Annotated in this window: 17 protein-coding genes and 1 tRNA gene; 10 read left to right on the plus strand and 8 right to left on the minus strand. The window is 68.5% G+C overall.

Annotated elements, in window-relative coordinates:
- Positions 1 to 83: 83 nt before the first annotated feature.
- The 5 genes from phoU to ACQUQF_RS02985 all read right to left on the minus strand — a co-directional run bounded on the left by phoU (position 84) and on the right by ACQUQF_RS02985 (position 5,750).
- The gene (gene phoU / locus ACQUQF_RS02965) at positions 84 to 764 is read right to left on the minus strand and encodes a phosphate signaling complex protein PhoU (protein ID WP_435175561.1); all 681 of its coding nucleotides are present in this window, start codon (positions 762 to 764) and stop codon (positions 84 to 86) included.
- A 300-nt stretch (positions 765 to 1,064) separates the two neighbouring features.
- On the minus strand, positions 1,065 to 1,979 hold the full coding sequence (gene pstB, locus ACQUQF_RS02970) for a phosphate ABC transporter ATP-binding protein PstB (protein WP_435175563.1): 915 nt from the start codon (positions 1,977 to 1,979) through the stop codon (positions 1,065 to 1,067).
- Complete coding sequence (pstA, locus tag ACQUQF_RS02975) at positions 1,976 to 3,598, minus strand: phosphate ABC transporter permease PstA (RefSeq protein WP_435175565.1); 1,623 nt, start codon at positions 3,596 to 3,598, stop codon at positions 1,976 to 1,978. Before pstA ends, pstB begins: the two co-directional genes overlap by 4 nt.
- Positions 3,595 to 4,668: a phosphate ABC transporter permease subunit PstC gene (gene pstC / locus ACQUQF_RS02980; RefSeq protein ID WP_435175567.1), complete on the minus strand. Its 1,074-nt coding sequence runs from the start codon at positions 4,666 to 4,668 to the stop codon at positions 3,595 to 3,597. Before pstC ends, pstA begins: the two co-directional genes overlap by 4 nt.
- Complete coding sequence (locus ACQUQF_RS02985; RefSeq protein WP_435175569.1) at positions 4,665 to 5,750, minus strand: PstS family phosphate ABC transporter substrate-binding protein; 1,086 nt, start codon at positions 5,748 to 5,750, stop codon at positions 4,665 to 4,667. Before ACQUQF_RS02985 ends, pstC begins: the two co-directional genes overlap by 4 nt.
- Positions 5,751 to 6,020: 270 nt before the next feature.
- Between ACQUQF_RS02985 and ACQUQF_RS02990 the strand changes: the two genes are divergently transcribed.
- Entirely contained in the window at positions 6,021 to 7,022 is a 1,002-nt protein-coding gene (locus ACQUQF_RS02990; RefSeq protein WP_435175571.1) for a PhoU domain-containing protein, read from the plus strand.
- Between the two features lie 46 nt (positions 7,023 to 7,068).
- On the opposite strand, the gene ACQUQF_RS02995 is transcribed toward ACQUQF_RS02990, so the two are convergent.
- Positions 7,069 to 8,211: a CBS domain-containing protein gene (locus ACQUQF_RS02995; protein WP_435175572.1), complete on the minus strand. Its 1,143-nt coding sequence runs from the start codon at positions 8,209 to 8,211 to the stop codon at positions 7,069 to 7,071.
- 139 nt (positions 8,212 to 8,350) lie between these two features.
- On the opposite strand from ACQUQF_RS02995, the gene ACQUQF_RS03000 reads away from it, so the two are divergent.
- From ACQUQF_RS03000 to ACQUQF_RS03015, 4 genes are all read left to right on the plus strand, one after another.
- Positions 8,351 to 8,653, plus strand: coding sequence for a lycopene cyclase domain-containing protein (locus ACQUQF_RS03000; RefSeq protein WP_435175574.1), 303 nt, complete (start codon positions 8,351 to 8,353; stop codon positions 8,651 to 8,653).
- A 189-nt stretch (positions 8,654 to 8,842) separates the two neighbouring features.
- Complete coding sequence (locus tag ACQUQF_RS03005) at positions 8,843 to 9,511, plus strand: DUF7344 domain-containing protein (RefSeq protein ID WP_435175576.1); 669 nt, start codon at positions 8,843 to 8,845, stop codon at positions 9,509 to 9,511.
- 2 nt (positions 9,512 to 9,513) lie between these two features.
- A complete protein-coding gene (locus tag ACQUQF_RS03010) occupies positions 9,514 to 10,065 on the plus strand; it encodes a DUF7504 family protein (protein WP_435175578.1) in 552 nt (183 codons plus the stop codon).
- 308 nt (positions 10,066 to 10,373) lie between these two features.
- A complete protein-coding gene (locus ACQUQF_RS03015) occupies positions 10,374 to 11,228 on the plus strand; it encodes a ubiquinol-cytochrome c reductase iron-sulfur subunit (protein WP_435175580.1) in 855 nt (284 codons plus the stop codon).
- Positions 11,229 to 11,271: 43 nt separating this feature from the next.
- Here the strand turns inward: ACQUQF_RS03015 and ACQUQF_RS03020 are convergent.
- A tRNA-Val gene (locus ACQUQF_RS03020) sits at positions 11,272 to 11,345 on the minus strand.
- Positions 11,346 to 11,626: 281 nt separating this feature from the next.
- Between ACQUQF_RS03020 and trpD the strand changes: the two genes are divergently transcribed.
- Genes trpD through trpG form a run of 4 tightly spaced genes read left to right on the plus strand, consistent with a single transcriptional unit; the run spans position 11,627 to position 15,541 of the window.
- On the plus strand, positions 11,627 to 12,631 hold the full coding sequence (gene trpD / locus ACQUQF_RS03025) for an anthranilate phosphoribosyltransferase (RefSeq protein WP_435175582.1): 1,005 nt from the start codon (positions 11,627 to 11,629) through the stop codon (positions 12,629 to 12,631).
- Positions 12,628 to 13,293, plus strand: coding sequence for a phosphoribosylanthranilate isomerase (locus ACQUQF_RS03030; protein ID WP_435175584.1), 666 nt, complete (start codon positions 12,628 to 12,630; stop codon positions 13,291 to 13,293). The genes trpD and ACQUQF_RS03030 overlap by 4 nt, the downstream gene beginning before the upstream one ends.
- Positions 13,290 to 14,924 carry an anthranilate synthase component I gene (trpE, locus tag ACQUQF_RS03035; RefSeq protein ID WP_435175586.1) on the plus strand — a complete coding sequence of 545 codons (1,635 nt, stop codon included), beginning with the start codon at positions 13,290 to 13,292 and terminating at the stop codon, positions 14,922 to 14,924. The genes ACQUQF_RS03030 and trpE overlap by 4 nt, the downstream gene beginning before the upstream one ends.
- Positions 14,921 to 15,541 (plus strand): anthranilate synthase component II, encoded by a 621-nt coding sequence (gene trpG / locus ACQUQF_RS03040; protein WP_435175588.1) that lies wholly within the window; start codon positions 14,921 to 14,923, stop codon positions 15,539 to 15,541. The genes trpE and trpG overlap by 4 nt, the downstream gene beginning before the upstream one ends.
- 144 nt (positions 15,542 to 15,685) lie before the next feature.
- Here trpG and ACQUQF_RS03045 read toward each other — a convergent pair whose 3' ends face one another.
- The gene (locus ACQUQF_RS03045) at positions 15,686 to 15,862 is read right to left on the minus strand and encodes a hypothetical protein (RefSeq protein ID WP_435175590.1); all 177 of its coding nucleotides are present in this window, start codon (positions 15,860 to 15,862) and stop codon (positions 15,686 to 15,688) included.
- A 390-nt stretch (positions 15,863 to 16,252) separates the two neighbouring features.
- Between ACQUQF_RS03045 and ACQUQF_RS03050 the strand changes: the two genes are divergently transcribed.
- On the plus strand, positions 16,253 to 19,420 hold the full coding sequence (locus ACQUQF_RS03050) for an adenosylcobalamin-dependent ribonucleoside-diphosphate reductase (protein WP_435175592.1): 3,168 nt from the start codon (positions 16,253 to 16,255) through the stop codon (positions 19,418 to 19,420).
- The last annotated feature ends 137 nt before the right edge of the window (positions 19,421 to 19,557 follow it).

The raw sequence follows: 19,557 nt of genomic DNA on the forward strand, positions 1-19,557 counted from the left end.
GCGTGTCCGGGTGTTGTACCTTTCGCCCGCGCTACCCGAGTGCCGCCGCGCGCTACCGGCCCGGTCTCCGGGCCCGACCGCGGTCACTCGATGAGCCGGTCGTCGCTCTCGACCATGTAGAGGGTCCGGGCCGCGACGTTGACCGCGTGGTCGCCGACCCGCTCGAGGTCCCGGACGGTGAGCAGCACGCGCGAGACGTCCTGGAGCAGCAGCTCGACCTCCTCGGCGTCGGCGCCGTCGGGGAGTTCGGTCTCGATGAGGTCCCGGACCACCAGCTCGCTGGCCCGCTCGCAGGCGGCGTCGAGTTCGGCGTCCCGGTCGGCCAGCGCCTCGCAGGCCTGCGGGTCGGCGGTCTCGTAGGCCGCCAGCGCGTCCTCGACCATCTCGGTGGCCTGCCGGCCGAGCGCCCGGAGGTCGACGTCCGCGAACACGTCGCGGTCGGCGTACAGCGCGTACTCGCCCAGGTTCGCCGCCAGGTCGCCGACGCGCTCGAGGTCGGTGATGACCTTGAACGACGCCGTGACGAGCCGGAGGTCGCCGGCGACGGGCTGCTGGAGCGCCAGCAGGTCGATGCAGTCCTGTTCGAGGTCGAGATAGAGCCGGTTGATCTCGTCGTCGCCGTCGATCACGTCCCACGCGAGGTCGTGGTCCTGTCGGTCGAGCGCGTTCAACCCCATGCGCAGTCGGAGGACGACGAGGTCGCCCAGGTCGACGACCTCCTCGCGCAGGGTCTCGAGCTGGTCCTGAAAGCCGGTTCGGGGCATGCGTTTACTTACAGCGTTCTTGACGCGCTGTCGTGATGAGTCCGTCGGGCGCGGCGATGCGGCGGCGAGCGGTGCTGGCTGTCAGGCGTCCCTTTCTGTCTCTCGAATGTCCGACTTCCCACCGTACACCGCAATCTTCCGCGAGCGAACGAAGTGAGCGAGCGGACCAAGGTACCCTCGACGGAGCGAAGGCGAGGCGGCCACGCCGCCTCGCCGAAGCGACCGAGGGGGTGACGCAGCGTTTTTCATGAAAGTTTTCCAAGGGTGGGCGCGTTCATGCGCCCGACCGCTGGAAAAGTTTCATCCGAACTTCCCGGTGATGTAGTCCTCGACGCGCTGGCTGTTGGGGTTCTCGAAGATCTGGTCGGTCTCCCCGTACTCCACGAGGTCGCCGCCCGTCAGGAACACCGCGGTCTGGTCGGAGATGCGGGCGGCCTGCTGCATGTTGTGCGTGACGACGACCACGGTGTAGTCCTGCGAGAGGTCCTCGATGAGGTCCTCGATCTTGGCGGTGGCGATGGGGTCGAGGGCGGAGGCGGGCTCGTCCATCAGGATGACTTCGGGGTCGACCGCGAGACAGCGCCCGATGCAGAGGCGCTGCTGCTGGCCGCCCGAGAGCCCGAGCGCGTTGTCGTCGAGGCGGTCGCTGACCTCGTCCCAGAGCGCGGCCTGCCTCAGCGAGCGCTCGACCAGCTCGTCCTCCTTCTCGGGATCGGCGGGACCGAGGAGTTTGTCGAGCAGGCCGTCGTTGATGTCGCCGTGCTTGCGCGGCCCGTAGGCGATGTTGTCGCGGATGGACTTCGGGAAGGGGTTGGGCGACTGGAAGACCATGCCGACGCGCTTGCGGAGCTCGACCAGGTTCACGCCGTCCTGGTAGATCTCCTCGCCGTCGAGCTCCACCGACCCGTCGACCCGCGCCGAGCTGATACGGTCGTTCATCCGGTTGAGACACCGCAGGAACGTCGACTTCCCGCAGCCCGACGGGCCGATCAGCGCCGTCACGCTGTTCTCGGGGATGTCCATCGACACCGACTTGATCGCGTGGTCGTCGCCGTAGTGGACGTCGAGGTCCTCGACGGAGATCTTGGGCGCGCCGTCGAACTCGTACTCGGTCCACTCGTCGCGGAGCTCCTCCTGGCTCTCCCCGCTGACGGTCGTCGACTGGGGCTGGCTGTCGGGCTGTTCCTCGGTCTGTCTGAATTCTGCGTTGCTCATTGTTCGAGTTTCCTCCGGAAGTAGATGCGGGACGCGATGCCGATCGCGTAGAACGACAGCACCACCACGAGCAGCACCAGCGCGGTCGCCCACCCGAACGCGGGGTCGGAGCTGACGACGCCGGCGGTGATGGTCGCGTACAGCTTGTAGGGCAGCGCGCTGATGCTGTCGAGCAGCGCGGGGTTCGCCACGAACGGCGGGCTCGACGTGAACTGGAACGACGACAGCACCTGCGGGCCGCCGGTGGCCCGCAGGTTCCCGGTCGCGACCAGCAGGATGGGCGCGGTCTCGCCGGCGATGCGGCCGACGCCCAGGATGACCCCCGTGATGACGCCGGGCATCGCGGCCGGCACGACCACGCTCTTGATGGTCTCCCACTGGCTGACGCCCAGCGCGGCGCTGGCGTCGCGGTACTCGTCGGGCACCGTCATGATGGCCTCACGGCTGGTGATGAGCACCAGCGGCAGGAGCATGAACCCCAGCACCAGCTGGCCCGCCAGCAGCGAGGTGGTGTTGCCGAGCCGCGGCACGAGGAAGGCGTAGCCGAAGAGGCCGTAGACGATGCTGGGCGTGCTCCACAGCCCGTTGGTCGCGATCTCGACCACGCGGGTGAACCCGCCCTGCTCGGCGTACTCGGTGAGGAACACCGCCGCGCCGACGCCGAGCGGGACCGCGAACAGCACCGCCCCGATCACCAGCCAGACCGTGCCGACGATCGAGGGCAGGACGCCGTTCATCACGTCCTGGGACAGCGAGTAGCCGTTCATCGTGAACGGCCAGTAGAACCAGACGCCGGGGATCTCGAAGATGACCCACCGGTCGAGGACGGGCGCGTGGAACCAGAAGGCGGGTTCGGTGAACAGCCCGAACTTGATGCCCTCGACCATCCGCGACCAGCCCTTCCCGGCGACGAAGAGGATGAGCAGCAGGAGCACCCCGAGCATGGCGAAGGCGTTCATGCCGACGAGCAGGTACGCCCCGGCCTGGCGCCCGCGGGTGCCGAACCCCTCGTAGGCCTTCGCGGCCGCCCACGCGGAGACGAGCCCCGCGAAGATGGTCAGCACCGGACCGGCGACGGGGCCGGTGAAGGTCGCCGAGAAGCCCTGGGGCGCCCACTCCCACGCGGGGGTGATGACGTCGAGCAGGAGGAGGGCGCCGACGAGCACCGACAGCCCGCCCGCCGGCAGCGTCGACCCGACGTCCTCCCGGGGCAGGACCGTCGCCGCGGCCACGCCGACGCCGACCAGCAGCGCGGCGGGCACCCAGCCGACGGCGCCGAGCCCCAGGGTCTGGGAGGCGAACAGGCCGCCGGCGACCACGCCGACGAGTCCGAACAGCCCGCCCGTGAGCAGGCCGGCGCTCCGGTCGGGCGCCGTGTCGACGAGGTCGGCGCGCGACGCCAGCCCCAGCGCCACGACGCCGGCGCCGGCCAGGACCAGGCTCGCGCCGTAGACGTTGAACAGCGTCACGCCGAAGAACTCGCTGTCGACCTCGGTCCACTTGAAGACGGCCGCGACGCCCAGAATTACCGACAGCACGTTCAGGCCGACGACGCCGGAGGCGACCCGCTCGGCCAGCGTCGACTCGTCGGCGACGAGGGTGCCGGTTCCGTAGCTCATCGGCTACCACCCAGCTTGCGCTCCATGTGGGCCTCCACGAGCTGCGAGGCGATGCTGAGCCCCAGCACGGTGACGAACAGCACCACGCCGGCCGCGAACAGCGCCGACATCTGGTTGCCCGAGGCGACGCCGTACTGGCCCGCGATGAGGCTGGTGAGCGTCTCGGTCCCCCGGAACACGTCGTAGATGGGGTCGGGCAGCACCTGCTGGTGGGGCAGCATCACGGTCACTGCCATGGTCTCGCCGACCGCCCGGCCGACGCCGAGCAGCACCGCGGCCGACACCCCCGAGAACGACGCCGGGACGGTGACGCTCTTGACGGTCTGCCAGTCGGTCGCGCCGAGCGCGAGCGACCCGCTCTTCATCGACTCGGGTACGCTCCCGATGGCGTCCTCGGCGACCGACACCACCGTCGGCAGCGCCATCACGCCGATGACCAGCGCGGCCGCGAACAGGCTCCCGAAGTTCGCCAGCTCGAACTCCTCCATCATGTACGTGTTGATGATGACGTAGCCGATGAAGCCGTAGACGATGGAGGGCACGCCGGCCAGGATCTCGACGCCGGGCTTGATGACTTCGCGGGCCCACCGCGGCGCGATCTCGCTGATGAACAGCGCGCCCGCGACGCCGAGCGGACCGGCGATGGCCATCGCGAGCACGGTCGTCACCAGGGTCCCCCACATCATCGGCACCAGCGAGTAGATCTCCTGGCTGGTGCTCCACAGGGGTTGCTCGGTGCGGAGGACGATGTCGAGTCCCATCGCCTGGAACACCGGAACCGACCGGAGCACCAGGTATATCGTGATGAGTCCGAGGATGACGACGGTCGAGGCCGTCATCAGGAACATCAGCAGCTTCGCGGTGTCGGCCTGGTGGGCGGCCCACCCGTAGCCGGTCACGACCAGGAACGCCAGCACCGGGAACACCGTGTACGCCGGCGCGGCGAGGAACGCCGCCAGCGCGGCGAGCACCGAGACGACGGCCGCGGCGTCGACGAACTGGGCGCCGCGGTCCATCTCGTCGACCGACGCGCGGGCCGACCTGACGCGGGCGTCGATTCCCCCGATCATTGCGCGTCCGGCAGCTTCGAGAGCTGGTTCTCCCGGCGCTTCTTCGTCAGCATCGAGTAGCCCGACGCCTTGACGAAGTTCTCCTGGCCGAACTCGCTGATGAGCATCCGCAGGTAGGCGGCCTCCATGTGCGAGGTTCCCTCGTATGTGTAGCAGTGGAGGTCGCGCGACAGCGGATACCCCTTCTCGGCCAGGTTCTTGCCGGGCTCGTACACCTTCCCGTCGAACGAGAGCTTGATCGGCGGCGTCTCGCTGGTGACGAACGCCAGCGCCATGTAGGCGATGGCGTTGGTCGACTGGGCGACGATGGTCTTGACCTGCTGGTTCTGGCCCTTCCGGACGTCGACGCCCGACATCGGCGCGTTCGCGTCGCCGAGCATGTGGAGCCGGAACGCGGTGTCGGTGCCCGACCCCTCCGCCCGGCCGACCGCCTGGATCTGCTTGTCCTCGCCGTCGTACGACGGGATCTGGGACCAGTTGGTGATCTCGCCCTGGTAGATCTTGCGGACCTGCTCGGCGGTGAGCTTGGTGACGCCCGCCTCGTAGATCTCCTTGCTGACGACGATGGGCTGGGCGTCGACCCCGACCACGTGGTTCGTGAACTTGTCGAGCTCCTCCTTGCTCAGGTCGGGCAGTTCCGCGTCGACCGGGGCGCTCGCGTTGCCGATGTCGATGAGGCCGTTCTTGAGCTTCTCCAGGCCGGTCCCGGAGTGGCTCAGGCCGACCGTCACCTTGAACGGCGGCGTCTTGCCGTCGGCCGAGAACTCCTCGTACATGCTGGCCCAGTAGTTGGCCAGCCGCTCGTCGGTGTCGATGCCGTAGTTGCTCGGTCCCCAGTACTCCTCGTCGCTCGCCGGCGGGTTGGAGTTCCACACCGACGCGGCCTTGCTCGTGATCGGGTACACCGTCGAGGACCCGCCCGCCTTCAACTGGTCGACGGACGAGTCGTCCGCGCTCCCGGACGTCGTTCCCCTGCCACCCGGAGGTGTCGGACTCGTGCTGATGCACCCCGCCAGCGATGCGATGGCGGCACCCCCTCCGAGGAGAACGGCTCGACGGTCGACTGAGGGTCTATCCCGCATTACGATGGAGTTGCCCGAGACCAAGTAAATACCCTACTATTATATCTATATAGACGTACTTACCCACGCATATTCAGGTTGACTGACGACGGGGCGCGACCGCGAAACGCCGCGAGTAGCAATCTCGACCCAATCGCCGGAGGTAGGGCGCGATTACCGTCCAGGGTGTGCCAGAAGTCTCTCAGGACGCCCGATCGGCCACCACCGGATTTCCCGGCCACGTATATAGATTTGAATAGATTTATTGTGCATCGTCACCCGGAGTCACACATGGAAACCCGGAAGGTCCAGGTCACGGGCGGTTCCACGTTCACGGTCTCCATCCCGAAGGACTGGGCGACCGAGAACGGCATCGAGGCGGGCGACCGGGTGGAGTTCCACCCGGAGGGCGACTCGCTACTGCTGTCGCCGCGGTCGACCGAGGACACCGTCGAGGGCACCGTCGAGATCACCGACCTCGAGGGGCCGGAGCTGATGCGGACCGTGTTCACGATGTACGTCAGCGGCTTCGACATCATCAACCTCGAGGCGACCCGGGTGACGCCAGACCAGCGCCGGACGGTCCGGGACGCCACGCAGGGGCTGGTCGGCCTCGAGGTCATCGAGGAGACCAGCGACCGGGTGGTACTCCAGGACCTGCTCGACTCCTCGGAGCTGTCGATACTCAACGCCATCACCCGGATGCGGCTGGTCTCGGCCACGATGCTCGAGGACGCGGTGACCGCCCTGGTCGAGGACGACGACGACCTCGCGACCGACGTCATCGAGCGCGACGACGACGTCGACCGGCTCTGGTTCATGATCTCGCGGGTGTTCCGGTCGGCGCTGCGCAACCCCAGCACCGCGGCCGACATCGGACTGCCCCGGGAGACGTGTTTCGACTACCACTCCAGCGCCCGCCAGCTCGAGCGCATCGCGGACCACGCCGCCAAGATCGGCAACCTCGCGCTCGAACTCGGGGAGATCCCCGAGGACGTCGCCGAGGCGCTCGAGGAGCTCCACGCCGAGTCGGCCGACATCGTCGAGATGGCGATGGACGCGCTGCTCGAGGACGACGGCGACGAGGCGACCCGACTGGGCAATCAGGCCCGCGAGCGCGTGCGCGGCGTGGACGAGCACACCCGCGCGGTCGACGACATCATCCGGGAGATGGACGCCCAGCGCGCCCAGCACCTGAGCCTCGTCGTCGACTCGCTGTCCCGGAGCGCCGACTACGGCGGCAACATCGCCGAGACCGCGCTCCAGAAGGCGGCGCCGCGGCCGGAGATCTAAGTCGGAATCGGAGAGAGGAGAGACGGAGAGCCGAACCGACCCGACTTCAGAGCTCGCCGAGCTTCCGGAGGAGCTGGCCCTGGTACTCCCGGTCGCTCTCGACGCCCTTCAGCTCGAGGACGTTGCGCTCCAGCTTGTCGCGCGCGACGCTGAACGCCTGCTCGGCGCCGTACCCCTCGCCCGACCCCGCGACCTGGCCCCGGTTCGTGCGGAGCCGGATCTTGCACTGGACCAGCGGCGTCCCGCGGAGCTTCTCCTTGTGCTCGTGGAACCGGACGTGGGCGTGGCGGACCCGCATCTTGCTGTACTTGTCGGCGATCTCCTCGATGGACGACCGGACGGAGTCCCGGGTGAGTGTGTCGAGCAGGCTGACGTTGGTGATCTGGACGTCCATCACGTCCTCCTCGGTGTACGACAGCGCCCGGAGCACGTCGGTCTTGGTGATGACGCCGCCGACGACCCGGTCGTCGTCCTCGGGCGTGACGACCAGCCCGGAGTAGTCGTGCTCGAACATGCGCTCGACCGCCTCGCGGACGGTCTCGTCGAGCCGGGCGGTCACGGCGGGACTCGACATCACGTCGTACACCGGCAGGTCAAGCAGCCGGTCGCCCTCGCCCGAGCGGTCGCCCCGCGTGGTCTTCTCGACGTTCCGCGTCGCGAACTCCACCACGTCTTGGGTCGTGACGACCCCGGTCAGGAACCCGTCCTCGTCGACGACCGGAAGGCGGGAGATGCCGTGCTCGCGCAGGCGGTTGATGGCCTGGCCGAGCGTCGCGTCCTCGGCGATGGTGATGGCGTTCTCGGTGTAGATCTGCTCGACGGTCAGGGTGTCGAGGTGCTCCAGAACCGCCTCGAGGATGAGGTCCTGGCCGACGACGCCCCAGAGCGACCCCGACTCGAAGACGGGCGCGACCTTGGTGCCGCCCTCCACGAGCGCGCGGGCGACGTCCCGGACGTCGTCGGTCCGGTCGACCCTGGGCGCCGACTTGGTCAGCGTCTCGATCTTGGTGTGGTCCTCGATGTGCGAGCGCAACAGCTGTTTCTGGGTGATGACTCCCTCGTACTCGCCGCCCTTCGTCACGATGATACCCTTGGGGTTCTCCTCCTCGAAGACGGACCGGGCCTTCCCGACGTTCGATTCGGCGTCCAGCTCGGTGTAGTCCGTCGTTGCGATGTCAGCGATGTCCATCGTCACGTGGAGATACTCCTCAGCCGGTAATGAAACTTAGCCGAATTACAGCCCCGTGAGAATCGCTCCGAGCGCCGGCCCGAGACGTCGAGCGGCCGCTGACCGGGGATATTTGGGCCGTCCGCCCGTACTCGGCGAGGTGATACCCGACATCGGCGCCGCGTTCGGACAGTACACGTACCTCGCGACAGAGGTCGTCTGGGGGGTCGTGGCGGTAGGACTGCTCTATCGGGCCGACGCACTGGTTCAGGCGGTCCGGACCGTCGTCGTCCTCTACCCTATCGCCTACGCGTGGGACTGGTACACGCTGCATATCGGCGTGTTCGCCATCCGGCTCCGGACCGGGATCGACCTCCTGGGCATCCCGATCGAGGAACACATATTCATGGTGGTAGTTCCGTGGCTCGTGCTCGGAATCCACGAGACCCTGCGCGACGGGTGATCGACCCTACCGTCTCAGACCGCCGAAATCGGGGGGTAAGCGGTAATTACCGCGGGACGTGCGGGGGTTGGAACAGACGTGCAACTGTTCGTAAGCAACGGTTTCTGGCGGGTAAATGGTGAATAACAAAGACTAATCCGAGCGATGTGTTCTATCCATGCTGGGTTACGAGCAAGGGGTGGCAGAGTAATGAGCACCATTGGTGACTCATCCGGAACCGAAAGCGCGGACCCGGAGGAGACTCCGGACCAGCAGGACGCTGGGGTCGCGGACTCGCAGGTCTCCGACATCGTCGACGCCGAGGACGAGGACGAGGAAGAGGAGGAGCTCTCGCGGGATCTCGTCTTCGACGTCCTCAAGAACCGGCGACGGCGGTACGCCCTCCACTACCTCCGACGCGCGGACGGCTCGGTCCAGCTCTCGGAGCTGGCCGAGCAGGTGGCGGCGTGGGAGAACGACATCACCGTCGACGCGATCTCCGCGGCCGAGCGCAAACGGGTGTACACCGCGCTCTACCAGTCCCACCTCCCCAAGTTAGACGACGCCGGCATCGTGGAGTACAACCAGAACCGCGGTATCGTTGAGCTGTCGAGCGCCGCCGACCAGCTCGACGTCTACCTGGACCTCGAGTCCCAGCCCGACGTCCCGTGGGCCAACTGGTACCTCGGGCTCGCGGTGGGCGGGCTCGGCCTGCTCTCGGGGGCGTGGCTCGGGCTGCCGCCGCTCGCGGCGGTCGCGGACGTCCTGCTCGCGACGCTCATCGTCGCGGCCTTCGGCTCGGTGGCGCTGGCCCACACCTACTACACGCGCCACGCGGGGGCTTCGAGCGAGACGCCCCCGGAGATCCAGGAGTCGTAGCCATGGAGGAGGCGGTGGGGCCCGGCGAGACGCCGGTAGCGCCGGACGCGCTCGCCGGCACCGCGACCCAGACGCTGGTCCGGACGCCGGCGGAGGCCGATCCGGTCGCCGCCCTGCCCGACCGCGCGTTCGAGAACCTCCTGGTGGTCTCGGCACGCGACCACCCGAACCGGCTCCAGACCCGCCTCGAACGCGCCGGACGGGACCCGACCGCGGTCGGGGCCGTGCCGGTGCTCCCGGCGGCAGAGGCGTACGACGGCGACCTCTGGACGACCGACCCCGTCGATCCCGACGACCTGACGGGGCTCGCCATGCGGTTCGCCGACGCGATGGAGCACGTCGAGCCCGGCACCGGCTGGGTGCTGGTCGACGCGCTCGGGGTTCTCCTCGTGTACGCCGACGACTCGCGGGCGTGTCGCTTCTTCCAGACGCTCACCAGCCGGGTCCGGGCGCGCGACGTCCGGGGCGTCTACTGCGTGAACCCGGACGCGGTCGCCGACGAGACGTACGAGCGGTTCCGCGCGATGTGCGACGCGGAGTGCACGCTGGAGTAGCGAACCGTTCTCTTCCGGTTCAGAGCGCCTACCGGACTTCAGGAACTGCCTACGACTCGTCTCGGACGGATTTCTGTCGCGGCGGCCGAGCGTCGACCGTCGTCACGGTCGACTAACTACCGTCTGGCGGACCAGTCCCGCCCCCGAAACTATCCGAAACTCGACTCAACGGTTCGAACGCCGACTCGATCACTGCCCAATAGTCAACCTACAAAGTATTACTATTTGAAACCTCGGGACAGTTCCCGTCTCCTGGAACCGACCTACCGCAAATACGTGTCGGACGATCGAACTGTCTGGCGGTTCCCATGGACGCAGACAAGTATCCGCCCGAAGGCGGTCGGCGTCGATTCGTGAAAGGCGTGGTCGGCTCGGCGGCGCTGACCGGCGTCGGGACCGCCGCGACGACCGCCCTGAACTCCGCCACCGCCGTCACCGGCGGGACCGGCGGACCGACCGACTACGTCGGCATCGAGAACACCGACGGGCCGGCCCCGCGGGGCATGCCGCTGGTGCCGCTCACTATCGACGACGAGGGGTACCTCAAGGGCATCTGGCCCGAGGTGAAGGAGAAGGAACTCAAGAGCGGCGACACCGTCACCATCACCGAGCAGGAGATCGGCGGCGTCACCTACACGGGCCGGTGGTACCAGTACTGCGGCGTCCAGACCGCCCAGGGGCTGCGCCCCGACGCCGACCAGGACAACTTCCTGCGCTCGAAGCCCGGCCTCTACGACTGGCAGGCCGACCACGAGCCGGGCCGGAAGCTCCGCGTGGACGACTTCGACGACTACGAGGAGTGGACGAACGGCATCGGGTCGGCCGGGGCGGGCAAGCCGGCCCAGACGACGTGGCGCTCGGAGTCGTCGGGCGACCAGGACGTCCAGGAGCTGCCGGTCCAGGTGCTGCGGTCGCCGAAGGTGTCCGAGCTCCCCGCCGAGAGCGACACCCCCGAGTTCCTGAAGGCGGCCACGGAGTCGGACTTCGTCGCGTGGCTCGACAAGTGCACTCACTTCTGCTGCACGCCGGGGTTCAACTCCTCGCGGGACGCCTCGAAGTTCGACGCGACCGACGCGGTGTACTGCCAGTGCCACCAGTCGGTGTACGACCCGTTCTCGCCGGTCGAACTGTCGTTCAACGCCTTCCCGCGGCCCGACTCGTAGCGGAGAGTCGGCGCTCGGCGAATCGGACTCGGAAGAAGTGGAGTGGGTTTGGGCAGATTTGAACTGCCGGCCTCCTCCATGTCAAGGAGGTGTCATAACCAACTAGACCACAAACCCATTTCGGTGCGGCCTTCGTCGGACGCATTTCCGAGTTTGTCCGGGGGATAATTGAACCTTTCGGATTCCGACGCAGTCCGGCGATTTTCGGCGAACGACCCGGCGAAGCGACGGACGGGCCGACGAGCGGCCGGTTCGGTCTGGCGGAGGAGCACCGATACCGGCCCGGGACGAGCGGACGCGCGGAACGGGAAGTCGAAACCCGACCGGCGCCCCGACAGCTTTAAGCCGATGTACGATTGTGTTCATCGTAAGACGAAGAAGTACATTGGTGATTCAGGATGCAGGACTACATCGAACGCGTCACCGAGGGCGAACACCTTTCGCAGGACGAGGCCCGCGAGGCCGCCGCGGCCGTCTTCGAGGACGCGACCGAGGCCCAGATCGGCGCACTGCTCGCCGCCCTCCGCGCGAAGGGCGAGACCGAGACCGAGATCGCGGGGTTCGCCCAGGGGATGCGCGACGCCGCCCGGACCATCGACCCCGACCGGTCGCCGCTGGTCGACACCTGCGGCACCGGCGGCGACGACTACGACACCATCAACGTCTCGACGACCAGCGCCATCGTCGCCAGCGGCGCGGGCGTGCCGGTCGCCAAGCACGGCAACTACTCGGTCTCCTCCTCGTCGGGCAGCGCCGACGTGCTCGAGGAGGTCGGCGTCGAGGTCGACGCCGAGCCGCCGGCCGTCGAGCGCGCCATCGAGGACGACGGCATCGGGTTCATGCTCGCGACCGTCTTCCACCCCGCGATGAAGGCGGTCATCGGTCCCCGCCAGGAGCTCGGCATGCGGACCGTGTTCAACGTGCTCGGCCCGCTGACCAACCCCGCGGGCGCCGACGCCCAGATCGTCGGCGTCTACGACCCCGACCTGGTGCCGGTGCTCGCGCGCTCGCTGGCTCAGATGGACGTCGACCGCGCGCTGGTCGTCCACGGCTCCGGGATGGACGAGATCGGCGTTCACGGCGAGACCACCGCCGCCGAGGTCCGGGGCAGCGACGTCGAGGAGTACACCCTCGCGCCGGCCGACCTCGGCCTCGACCGCCACGACGTGGCCGACGTCGCGGGCGGGACTCCCGCGGAGAACGCCGCCGACCTCCGCGGCATCGTCGAGGGCGAGGTCGACGGCGCGAAGCGCGACATCATCCTCGCCAACGCCGGGGCCGCCCTCTACGTCGCCGGGGAGGCCGACTCCCTGGCGGACGGCGCGGAGCTCGCCGCCAAGGCCATCGACGACGGCGCGGCCGCCGACCGACTCGAACAGCTCCGTTCGACCGTGAGAGCATGACGCGGGTGAAGATCTGCGGGCTCACCTCCCGGGAGGACCTCCGGGCCGCGATCGACGCGGGGGCGGACGCGGTCGGGCTGCTGGTCGACGTCCCGGTCGACTCGCCGCGGGAGATCGACACCCAGCGCGCGGTCGAACTCGCCGACGCCGTCCCGCCGTTCGTCACGACGGTGCTGGTGACGATGCCGGAGACGCCCGAGCGCGCGGTCGAACTCGTCGAGGCGGTCGAGCCCGACGCGGTCCAGGTCCACGGCGACATCGGCGCGGGCGACCTCGCCTACCTGACCGCGACCGTGAGCGCGCAGGTGCTCAAGGTCGTCGACGCCGCCGACCCCGAGGCGGCCCGGCGCTACGACGACCTGGCCGACGGGCTCCTGGTCGATTCGGTCGACGACGACGGCGCCGGCGGCACCGGCCGGACCCACGACTGGGAGCGCACCGCCGAGGTCGCCGCGACCCTCGACTCGCCGGTGATCCTCGCCGGGGGGCTGACCCCGGGGAACGTGGCCGACGCCGTGCGCGCCGTCGAGCCGTTCGGCGTCGACGTGGCCAGCGGCGTGGAGGCCGCCGACCCGGCGGACGTCGCCGGTCGGAAGGACCCGGACGCGGTCGCCGAGTTCGTGGCGACCGCGAAGCGCGCCCGCACGACGCCGACGCCATGAATCCCGACCGCGAGCAGTTCGTCGAGCACGCCGGCCGCGACGACCCGGCCGTGATCCGCGTCGCGGTCGAACTCGACGCCGAGACGACGCCGCTGGCGGCCTACGCGGCGCTGACCGGGCGGTCGACCGGGACGGACGCCTCCGAGTACGCCTTCCTGCTCGAGAGCGCCGAGAAGACCGCGTCCAGCGACCCGGACGGCGCGTTCTCGGCCGACCCCTCGGGCGACCGCCACGCCCGCTACTCCTACGTCGGCTACGACCCGGACGCGGTCGTGACGGTCGACCCCGAGGAGGTGGCGGTCGAGTCGCTCGGCGGCCGGGCGGCCCGGTACGTCTCGGCCGACCGCGAAGGTGACACGCTCGATACCCTCCGCGAGGCCATTCCCGACGCCACTCAGCGCGGATTCCCGGAGGGCGACCGCCAGCACTTCGAGGGCGGGCTGGTCGGCTTCCTGGCGTACGACGCGGTGTACGACCTCTGGCTCGACGAGGTAGGGGTCGACCGACCGGACTCGCGGTTCCCCGACGCACAGTTCGTGCTCAACACCAAGACCGTCGCCTTCGACCACCGGGAGGGGACGGTCTCGCTGGTGTTCACGCCGCTGGTCGGACCGGACGACGACCCCGAGGCGGTGTACGAGGACCTCCGGGCGGAAGCCGAGCGCGTGGCCGACCTGCTGGAATCGGCCGACGGACTAGAGACGGGCGGATTCGTCCGCGAGTCGGCGACCGCCGGGCCGCGCGACGAGTACGAGGAGGCGGTCCGGACCGCCAAGGAGCACGTCCTCGACGGCGACATCTATCAGGGCGTCATCTCCCGGACTCGCGAACTCCGGGGCGAGGTCGACCCGCTGGGCTTCTACGCGGCGCTCCGGGACGTCAACCCTTCGCCGTACATGTACCTGCTCGGCTACGACGACCTGACCGTGGTCGGGGCCAGCCCCGAGACGCTGGTGTCGGTGCGGGGCCGCGAGGTGATGGCCAACCCCATCGCGGGCACCTGCCCGCGGGGGTCGAGCCCGGTCGAGGACCGCCGGCTCGCGGGCGAGATGCTGGCCGACGGCAAGGAGCGGGCCGAGCACACCATGCTGGTCGACCTCGCGCGCAACGACGTCCGCCGGGTCAGCGAGCCCGGAAGCGTCCAGGTCGAGGAGTTCATGAACGTCCTCAAGTACAGCCACGTCCAGCACATCGAGAGCACCGTGACGGGCCGACTCGCCGACGATTCGGACCCCTTCGACGCGACCCGGGCGTCGTTCCCCGCCGGGACGCTGTCGGGCGCGCCGAAGATCCGGGCGATGGAGATCATCGACGACCTCGAACTGACGCCCCGCGGCCTCTACGGCGGCGGCGTCGGCTACTACTCGTGGTCGGGCGACGCCGACTTCGCCATCGTCATCCGGACTGCGACGGTCGAGTCCGGGCCGGCGGTCGACGGCGACGCGTCCGACCGCATCACGGTGCAGGCGGGCGCCGGTATCGTCGCCGACAGCGACCCGGCCGCCGAGTACGAGGAGACCGAGCAGAAGATGGACGGGGTGCTGACCGCGCTCGACCGGATCGAGGAGTCTGACGGGTCGGAGGCGGCGGACGCGCCCGACGCCGCGGACGCGCCGGGGGTGGGCCGATGACCGCGAGCGCCGACACGGAGTCGGGAACGGCCACCGACCTGCAGGTCCTGTTCGTGGACAACTTCGACTCGTTCACGTACAATCTGGTGGAGTACACCAGCGAGCACGCCGCCACCGAGGTCGTGCGGAACACGGCCTCGCTCGACGAGGTGCGGGCGGCCGACCCCGACGCCGTCGTCATCTCGCCGGGTCCGGGCCACCCCGAGAACGAGCGCGACGTCGGCGTCACGCTCGACGTGCTCAGAGAGGTGAGTCCGGAGGTGCCGACGCTCGGCGTGTGTCTCGGCCTGGAGGCGGCGGTGTACGCCTACGGCGGCTCGGTCGGCCGCGCGCCCGAGCCGATCCACGGCAAGGCGTTCCCGGTCTCCCACGACGGCGAGGGCGTCTTCGCGGGGCTCGACCAGGGGTTCCGCGCCGGCCGCTACCACTCGCTGATCGCGACCGAGGTGCCCGACTGCTTCGAGGTGACGGCGACGACCGAGCACGGAGGAGATGAACTGGTGATGGGCGTGCGCCACCGCGAGCACCCCATCGAGTGCGTCCAGTTCCACCCCGAGAGCGTGCTGACCGCTGTCGGTCACGACGTCATCCGGAACTTCCTGTCTGACGCGGCGTGATCACTCTCGGCGTCCTGTTCTGGCGCAGTCCTCTCGGAGTAGTCGGACTGGCGGTCCCGCAACGTGTACACGGTATCGGCTGCTGCCCTCGCCCGGAACCGCTCGGGGCGTCCGGTCGGGGTTCGTCCCGGCTTCGCACTTAAATTACAGGAGGACGCCGGCCGTGTAGATGCCGCCGACGACCACGATGGCGACCAGCAGCAGCTTCCACGCGAGGCTCAGCAGTATGCGTCCGACGAGCACGACCGCGGCGAGCACGACGAGTCCCGCGAGCAGCTTGCCGAGCGGAGTGGCCAGCAGACCGGCGAGGACCAGATTCATAGTAAAATCAACGCGTCCCCGGCCACGTAAACGTATCGGCTGGGGGACACCGAGGCGGTCGGAGAGAACCGCAGTACGTGGGCGGGTTACGCTGTTCCTACTAAAGTACTCGTCCGGTTCGCTGACCACTTCCGCTCCGGTCTGCATACTCTTATTAGGGGCCGGATACAAGCTACGAACGACTACGAACAGCCGCGAATCCGGCCCGTGGGAGTCCGGGATACGGCGAGGCTCATTTCCGACAGAGGCATCGCAATGCAAACCGAGTTGAAGTAGTGAAAGAAATGCTTATTTAGGAGGCTTCAGAATGAAATCGCCGTCACGAATGAATCAGAAGACGCCACCAGTAGGAGCGGAAAACGCGGGACAGACCGCCGAGGTGACCCGCGCATGAGCGGTGCGGGCGAACTCACGGCCGACGAGCTCACACTCCCCATCAAGCGGACCGAGGGCGAGACGCTGGAGGACCGGCTGACCGGCAACGCGTACCACAACATCCTGCCGGCCCGCTACCTCCGGAAGAACGCCGACGGCGACCTCATCGAGGAGCAGGAGGACCTGTTCCCCCGGGTCGCCAAGAACATCGCGCTGGCCGAGGCCGTCTACGAGGCCGAGCGGCGCGACGAGGAGATCGCGGTCACGCCCGACCAGCTCAAGCCCGACCACCCCCGGCGCGACGAGCTGGCCGAGGAGGTGTTCGGTAAGGGCACGACCGCCGACGACGACGTCGAGACGACTCTCTCGATCTACAACGTCAACAAGTTCGCGTACGACACCGTCGTCCCCGAGCTCCCCGAGGACATCCGCGAACACGTCGAGGACGTCCGCGAGGAGTTCCAGGAGCTGATGGAGGACCTCTCGTTCATGCCGAACTCGCCCACGCTGATGAACGCGGGCGACGAGCTCCAGCAGCTCTCGGCCTGCTTCGTCGACTCCCCCGACGACGACATCGACGACATCCACCAGACGGCCAAGGAGGCCGCGCAGGTGTTCCAGAGCGGCGGCGGCATGGGCTACGCCTTCTGGCGGCTCCGGCCCTACGGCGACGCCGTCGGCAGCACCGGCGGCATCGCTTCCGGCCCCATCACGTTCATGCGGACGTACGACCAGATGTGCGAGACCATCGCGCAGGGCGGCGCCCGCCGCGGCGCCCAGATGGGCGTGATGCGGGTCTCCCACCCCGACGTCATCCAGTTCATCCACGCCAAGAACAAGGACGTGAGCCTCGCGCGGACCCTCCGGCTCAACGACCCCGACGACTACACCCACAACTCCTTCGTCGAGGCCCTGGCGGAGGCCCGCGAGCTCATCGACGAGGACGGCCGGGTGCCCAAGCACCTCCGGAACGCCGCCGAGGGCCACCTCTCTAACTTCAACATCTCGGTCGGCGTCACCGACGACTTCATGGAGGCGGTGAAGAACGGCGAGGAGTTCACCTTCACGAACCCCCGAACGGGCGAGCCCCACGTCGCCACTGAGCACACCAAGGAGCTCTACGAGATGTTCGACCTCGGCGAGCACGTCGAGGTCGGCGAGGAGCTGTCGGTTCCCGCCGAGCTCATCTGGGACCGCATCGTCGAGGGCGCCCACGAGAACGGCGAGCCCGGCGTCATCTACCTCGAACGCGTCAACAAGGAGCACTCGTTCGACGTCGAGGAGCACCCCGACCACCGGATTCTCGCCACGAACCCGTGCGGCGAGCAGCCCCTCGAGGAGTACGAGGCCTGCAACCTCGGCCACATCAACCTCTCGACGCTGGCAGACACCGAGGCCCCCGACTGGCGGGTCTGGTACGACGAGCACGGCGACGAGTACGGCGACTTCGAGGAGGCGGTCGACGCCTTCCTCGCCGACGCGGTGGCGTGGGACGAGTTCGACCACCGTATCGACTACGGCACCCGCTTCCTCGAGAACGTCGTCACGATGTCGGACTTCCCGGTCGACAAGATCGAGCAGAAGGTCCGGGAGATGCGCAAGATCGGTCTCGGCGTCATGGGGCTGGCCCAGCTCTACGTCCAGCTCGGCGTCGAGTACGGCAGCGAGGCCGGCAACGAGATCGCCCGCCAGCTGATGCGGTACATCAACCACGAGAGCAAGTGGACCTCCCACGAACTCGCCGAGGAGCGCGGGTCGTTCGCCGAGTGGGACAACTCGAAGTACGCGAACCCGACCGAGTACCGCGAGTGGTTCGAGAAGCAGACCGGCCTCGACGCCGACGACTGGGAAGACGGCTTCCCGGTCCGCAACCACAACACGACCACCATCGCGCCGACCGGCACCACCTCGATGGTCGGCAACACCACGGGCGGCTGCGAGCCCATCTACAACGTCGCCTACTACAAGAACGTCTCCGACGACGTGCAGGGCGACGAGATGCTCGTGGAGTTCGACGACTACTTCCTCCGCGTGCTGGAGGACAACGACATCGACGTCGAGGAGGTCAAGCGGGAGGCCCAGGACCAGATGGCCAACAACGAGTTCGACGGCGTCGAGGGGCTCGAGACCGTCCCGGACGCCATCGGCGAGCTGTTCGTCGTCACCGCCGACCTCACGGGCAAGGAGCACGCCGCGGTCCAATGCGCCTGCCAGGAGGGCGTCGACTCGGCCATCTCGAAGACCTGCAACTTCCCGAACGACGCCAGCAAGGAGGACATGCGGGAGGTCTACGAGTACATCTACGACAACGGCGGCAAGGGCGTGACCGTCTACCGCGACGGCACCCGGAGCAAGCAGGTGCTCACGACCCGCGCCGAGAACAAGGAGTTCGCCGACGAGTCCGAGGCCGCGGCGGCGCTGGTCGAGCAGATCGAGGAGGTCTTCGGCGGCATCGAGGGCTTCCTCGACAACGAGGACGTCCGGGCCGCGCTCGACCGCGAGGTCGAGTCGCTGCTCGGCTCGGTCGACGCCGCGACCGCCGAGAGCGGCGGCGAGGGCGGCGCGTACGCCAAGGAGCGACCGCGCCCCGACGTGCTCCACGGCGTGACCCAGCGCATCGACACCGGCTACGGCAAGATGTACGTCAACATCAACGAGGACGAGAACGGCGAGCCGTTCGAGCTGTTCATCACCATCGGCAACTCCGGCGGGTTCACCAACTCGTTCACCGACGCGCTGGCGAAGGTCATCAGCTACGCGCTGCGGTCGGGCGTCGACCCCCGCGAGATCGCCGAGGACCTCCAGGGCATCCGGAGCCCGAAGGTCGCCTGGGACAAGGGCGAGCAGATCAACTCCATCCCGGACGCCGTCGGCGTGGCGATGCGCCGCTACCTCGACGACGAGATCGACAAGCCCTACCCCAAGCAGAAGAACCTCACCGAGGTCGAGGAGGAGATCGACGAGGACCCGAACCGCGAGACCGACGGCGGCGCGCGAGCCGACAGTTCGCAGGCGCCGGCCGACGGGAGCGCGACGGCCGACGCGGCCGCCGACAGGGAGGCCGACCAGCGGGACATCATCGAGTCGGGCGAGAGCCCCGAGTGTCCCAGCTGCGGCTCGCTGTCGCTGTACTACTCCGAGGGCTGCAAGACCTGCGAGTCCTGCGGCTGGTCGGAGTGCTGAGCCCCGCGTAACCGGGCGCTCCAACCGCCTCTTTCTGGGTCCCGCCGGCAGACCGGCCGGAGACGTTACGTGAATTGATACCATACCCTCTCCGGCCATGGGTTCGAACCGACGGGTCGGGACGATCGAAACGACCG

The organism is Halorussus sp. AFM4 (assembly GCF_051194995.1).
Classification (GTDB): domain Archaea; phylum Halobacteriota; class Halobacteria; order Halobacteriales; family Haladaptataceae; genus Halorussus.

What these genes read in the sequence shown, in the direction of transcription:
- ACQUQF_RS02995 (WP_435175572.1), bottom strand. Translation starts at nt 8,211, where the DNA reads ATGGACATCGCTGACATCGCAACGACGGACTACACCGAGCTGGACGCC.
- ACQUQF_RS02990 (WP_435175571.1), top strand. Translation starts at nt 6,021, where the DNA reads ATGGAAACCCGGAAGGTCCAGGTCACGGGCGGTTCCACGTTCACGGTC.
- trpE (WP_435175586.1), top strand. Translation starts at nt 13,290, where the DNA reads ATGAATCCCGACCGCGAGCAGTTCGTCGAGCACGCCGGCCGCGACGAC.
- pstA (WP_435175565.1), bottom strand. Translation starts at nt 3,598, where the DNA reads ATGAGCTACGGAACCGGCACCCTCGTCGCCGACGAGTCGACGCTGGCC.
- ACQUQF_RS03010 (WP_435175578.1), top strand. Translation starts at nt 9,514, where the DNA reads ATGGAGGAGGCGGTGGGGCCCGGCGAGACGCCGGTAGCGCCGGACGCG.
- ACQUQF_RS03030 (WP_435175584.1), top strand. Translation starts at nt 12,628, where the DNA reads ATGACGCGGGTGAAGATCTGCGGGCTCACCTCCCGGGAGGACCTCCGG.
- ACQUQF_RS02985 (WP_435175569.1), bottom strand. Translation starts at nt 5,750, where the DNA reads ATGCGGGATAGACCCTCAGTCGACCGTCGAGCCGTTCTCCTCGGAGGG.
- ACQUQF_RS03045 (WP_435175590.1), bottom strand. Translation starts at nt 15,862, where the DNA reads ATGAATCTGGTCCTCGCCGGTCTGCTGGCCACTCCGCTCGGCAAGCTG.
- trpD (WP_435175582.1), top strand. Translation starts at nt 11,627, where the DNA reads ATGCAGGACTACATCGAACGCGTCACCGAGGGCGAACACCTTTCGCAG.
- trpG (WP_435175588.1), top strand. Translation starts at nt 14,921, where the DNA reads ATGACCGCGAGCGCCGACACGGAGTCGGGAACGGCCACCGACCTGCAG.
- pstC (WP_435175567.1), bottom strand. Translation starts at nt 4,668, where the DNA reads ATGATCGGGGGAATCGACGCCCGCGTCAGGTCGGCCCGCGCGTCGGTC.
- ACQUQF_RS03005 (WP_435175576.1), top strand. Translation starts at nt 8,843, where the DNA reads ATGAGCACCATTGGTGACTCATCCGGAACCGAAAGCGCGGACCCGGAG.
- pstB (WP_435175563.1), bottom strand. Translation starts at nt 1,979, where the DNA reads ATGAGCAACGCAGAATTCAGACAGACCGAGGAACAGCCCGACAGCCAG.
- phoU (WP_435175561.1), bottom strand. Translation starts at nt 764, where the DNA reads ATGCCCCGAACCGGCTTTCAGGACCAGCTCGAGACCCTGCGCGAGGAG.
- ACQUQF_RS03050 (WP_435175592.1), top strand. Translation starts at nt 16,253, where the DNA reads ATGAGCGGTGCGGGCGAACTCACGGCCGACGAGCTCACACTCCCCATC.
- ACQUQF_RS03015 (WP_435175580.1), top strand. Translation starts at nt 10,374, where the DNA reads ATGGACGCAGACAAGTATCCGCCCGAAGGCGGTCGGCGTCGATTCGTG.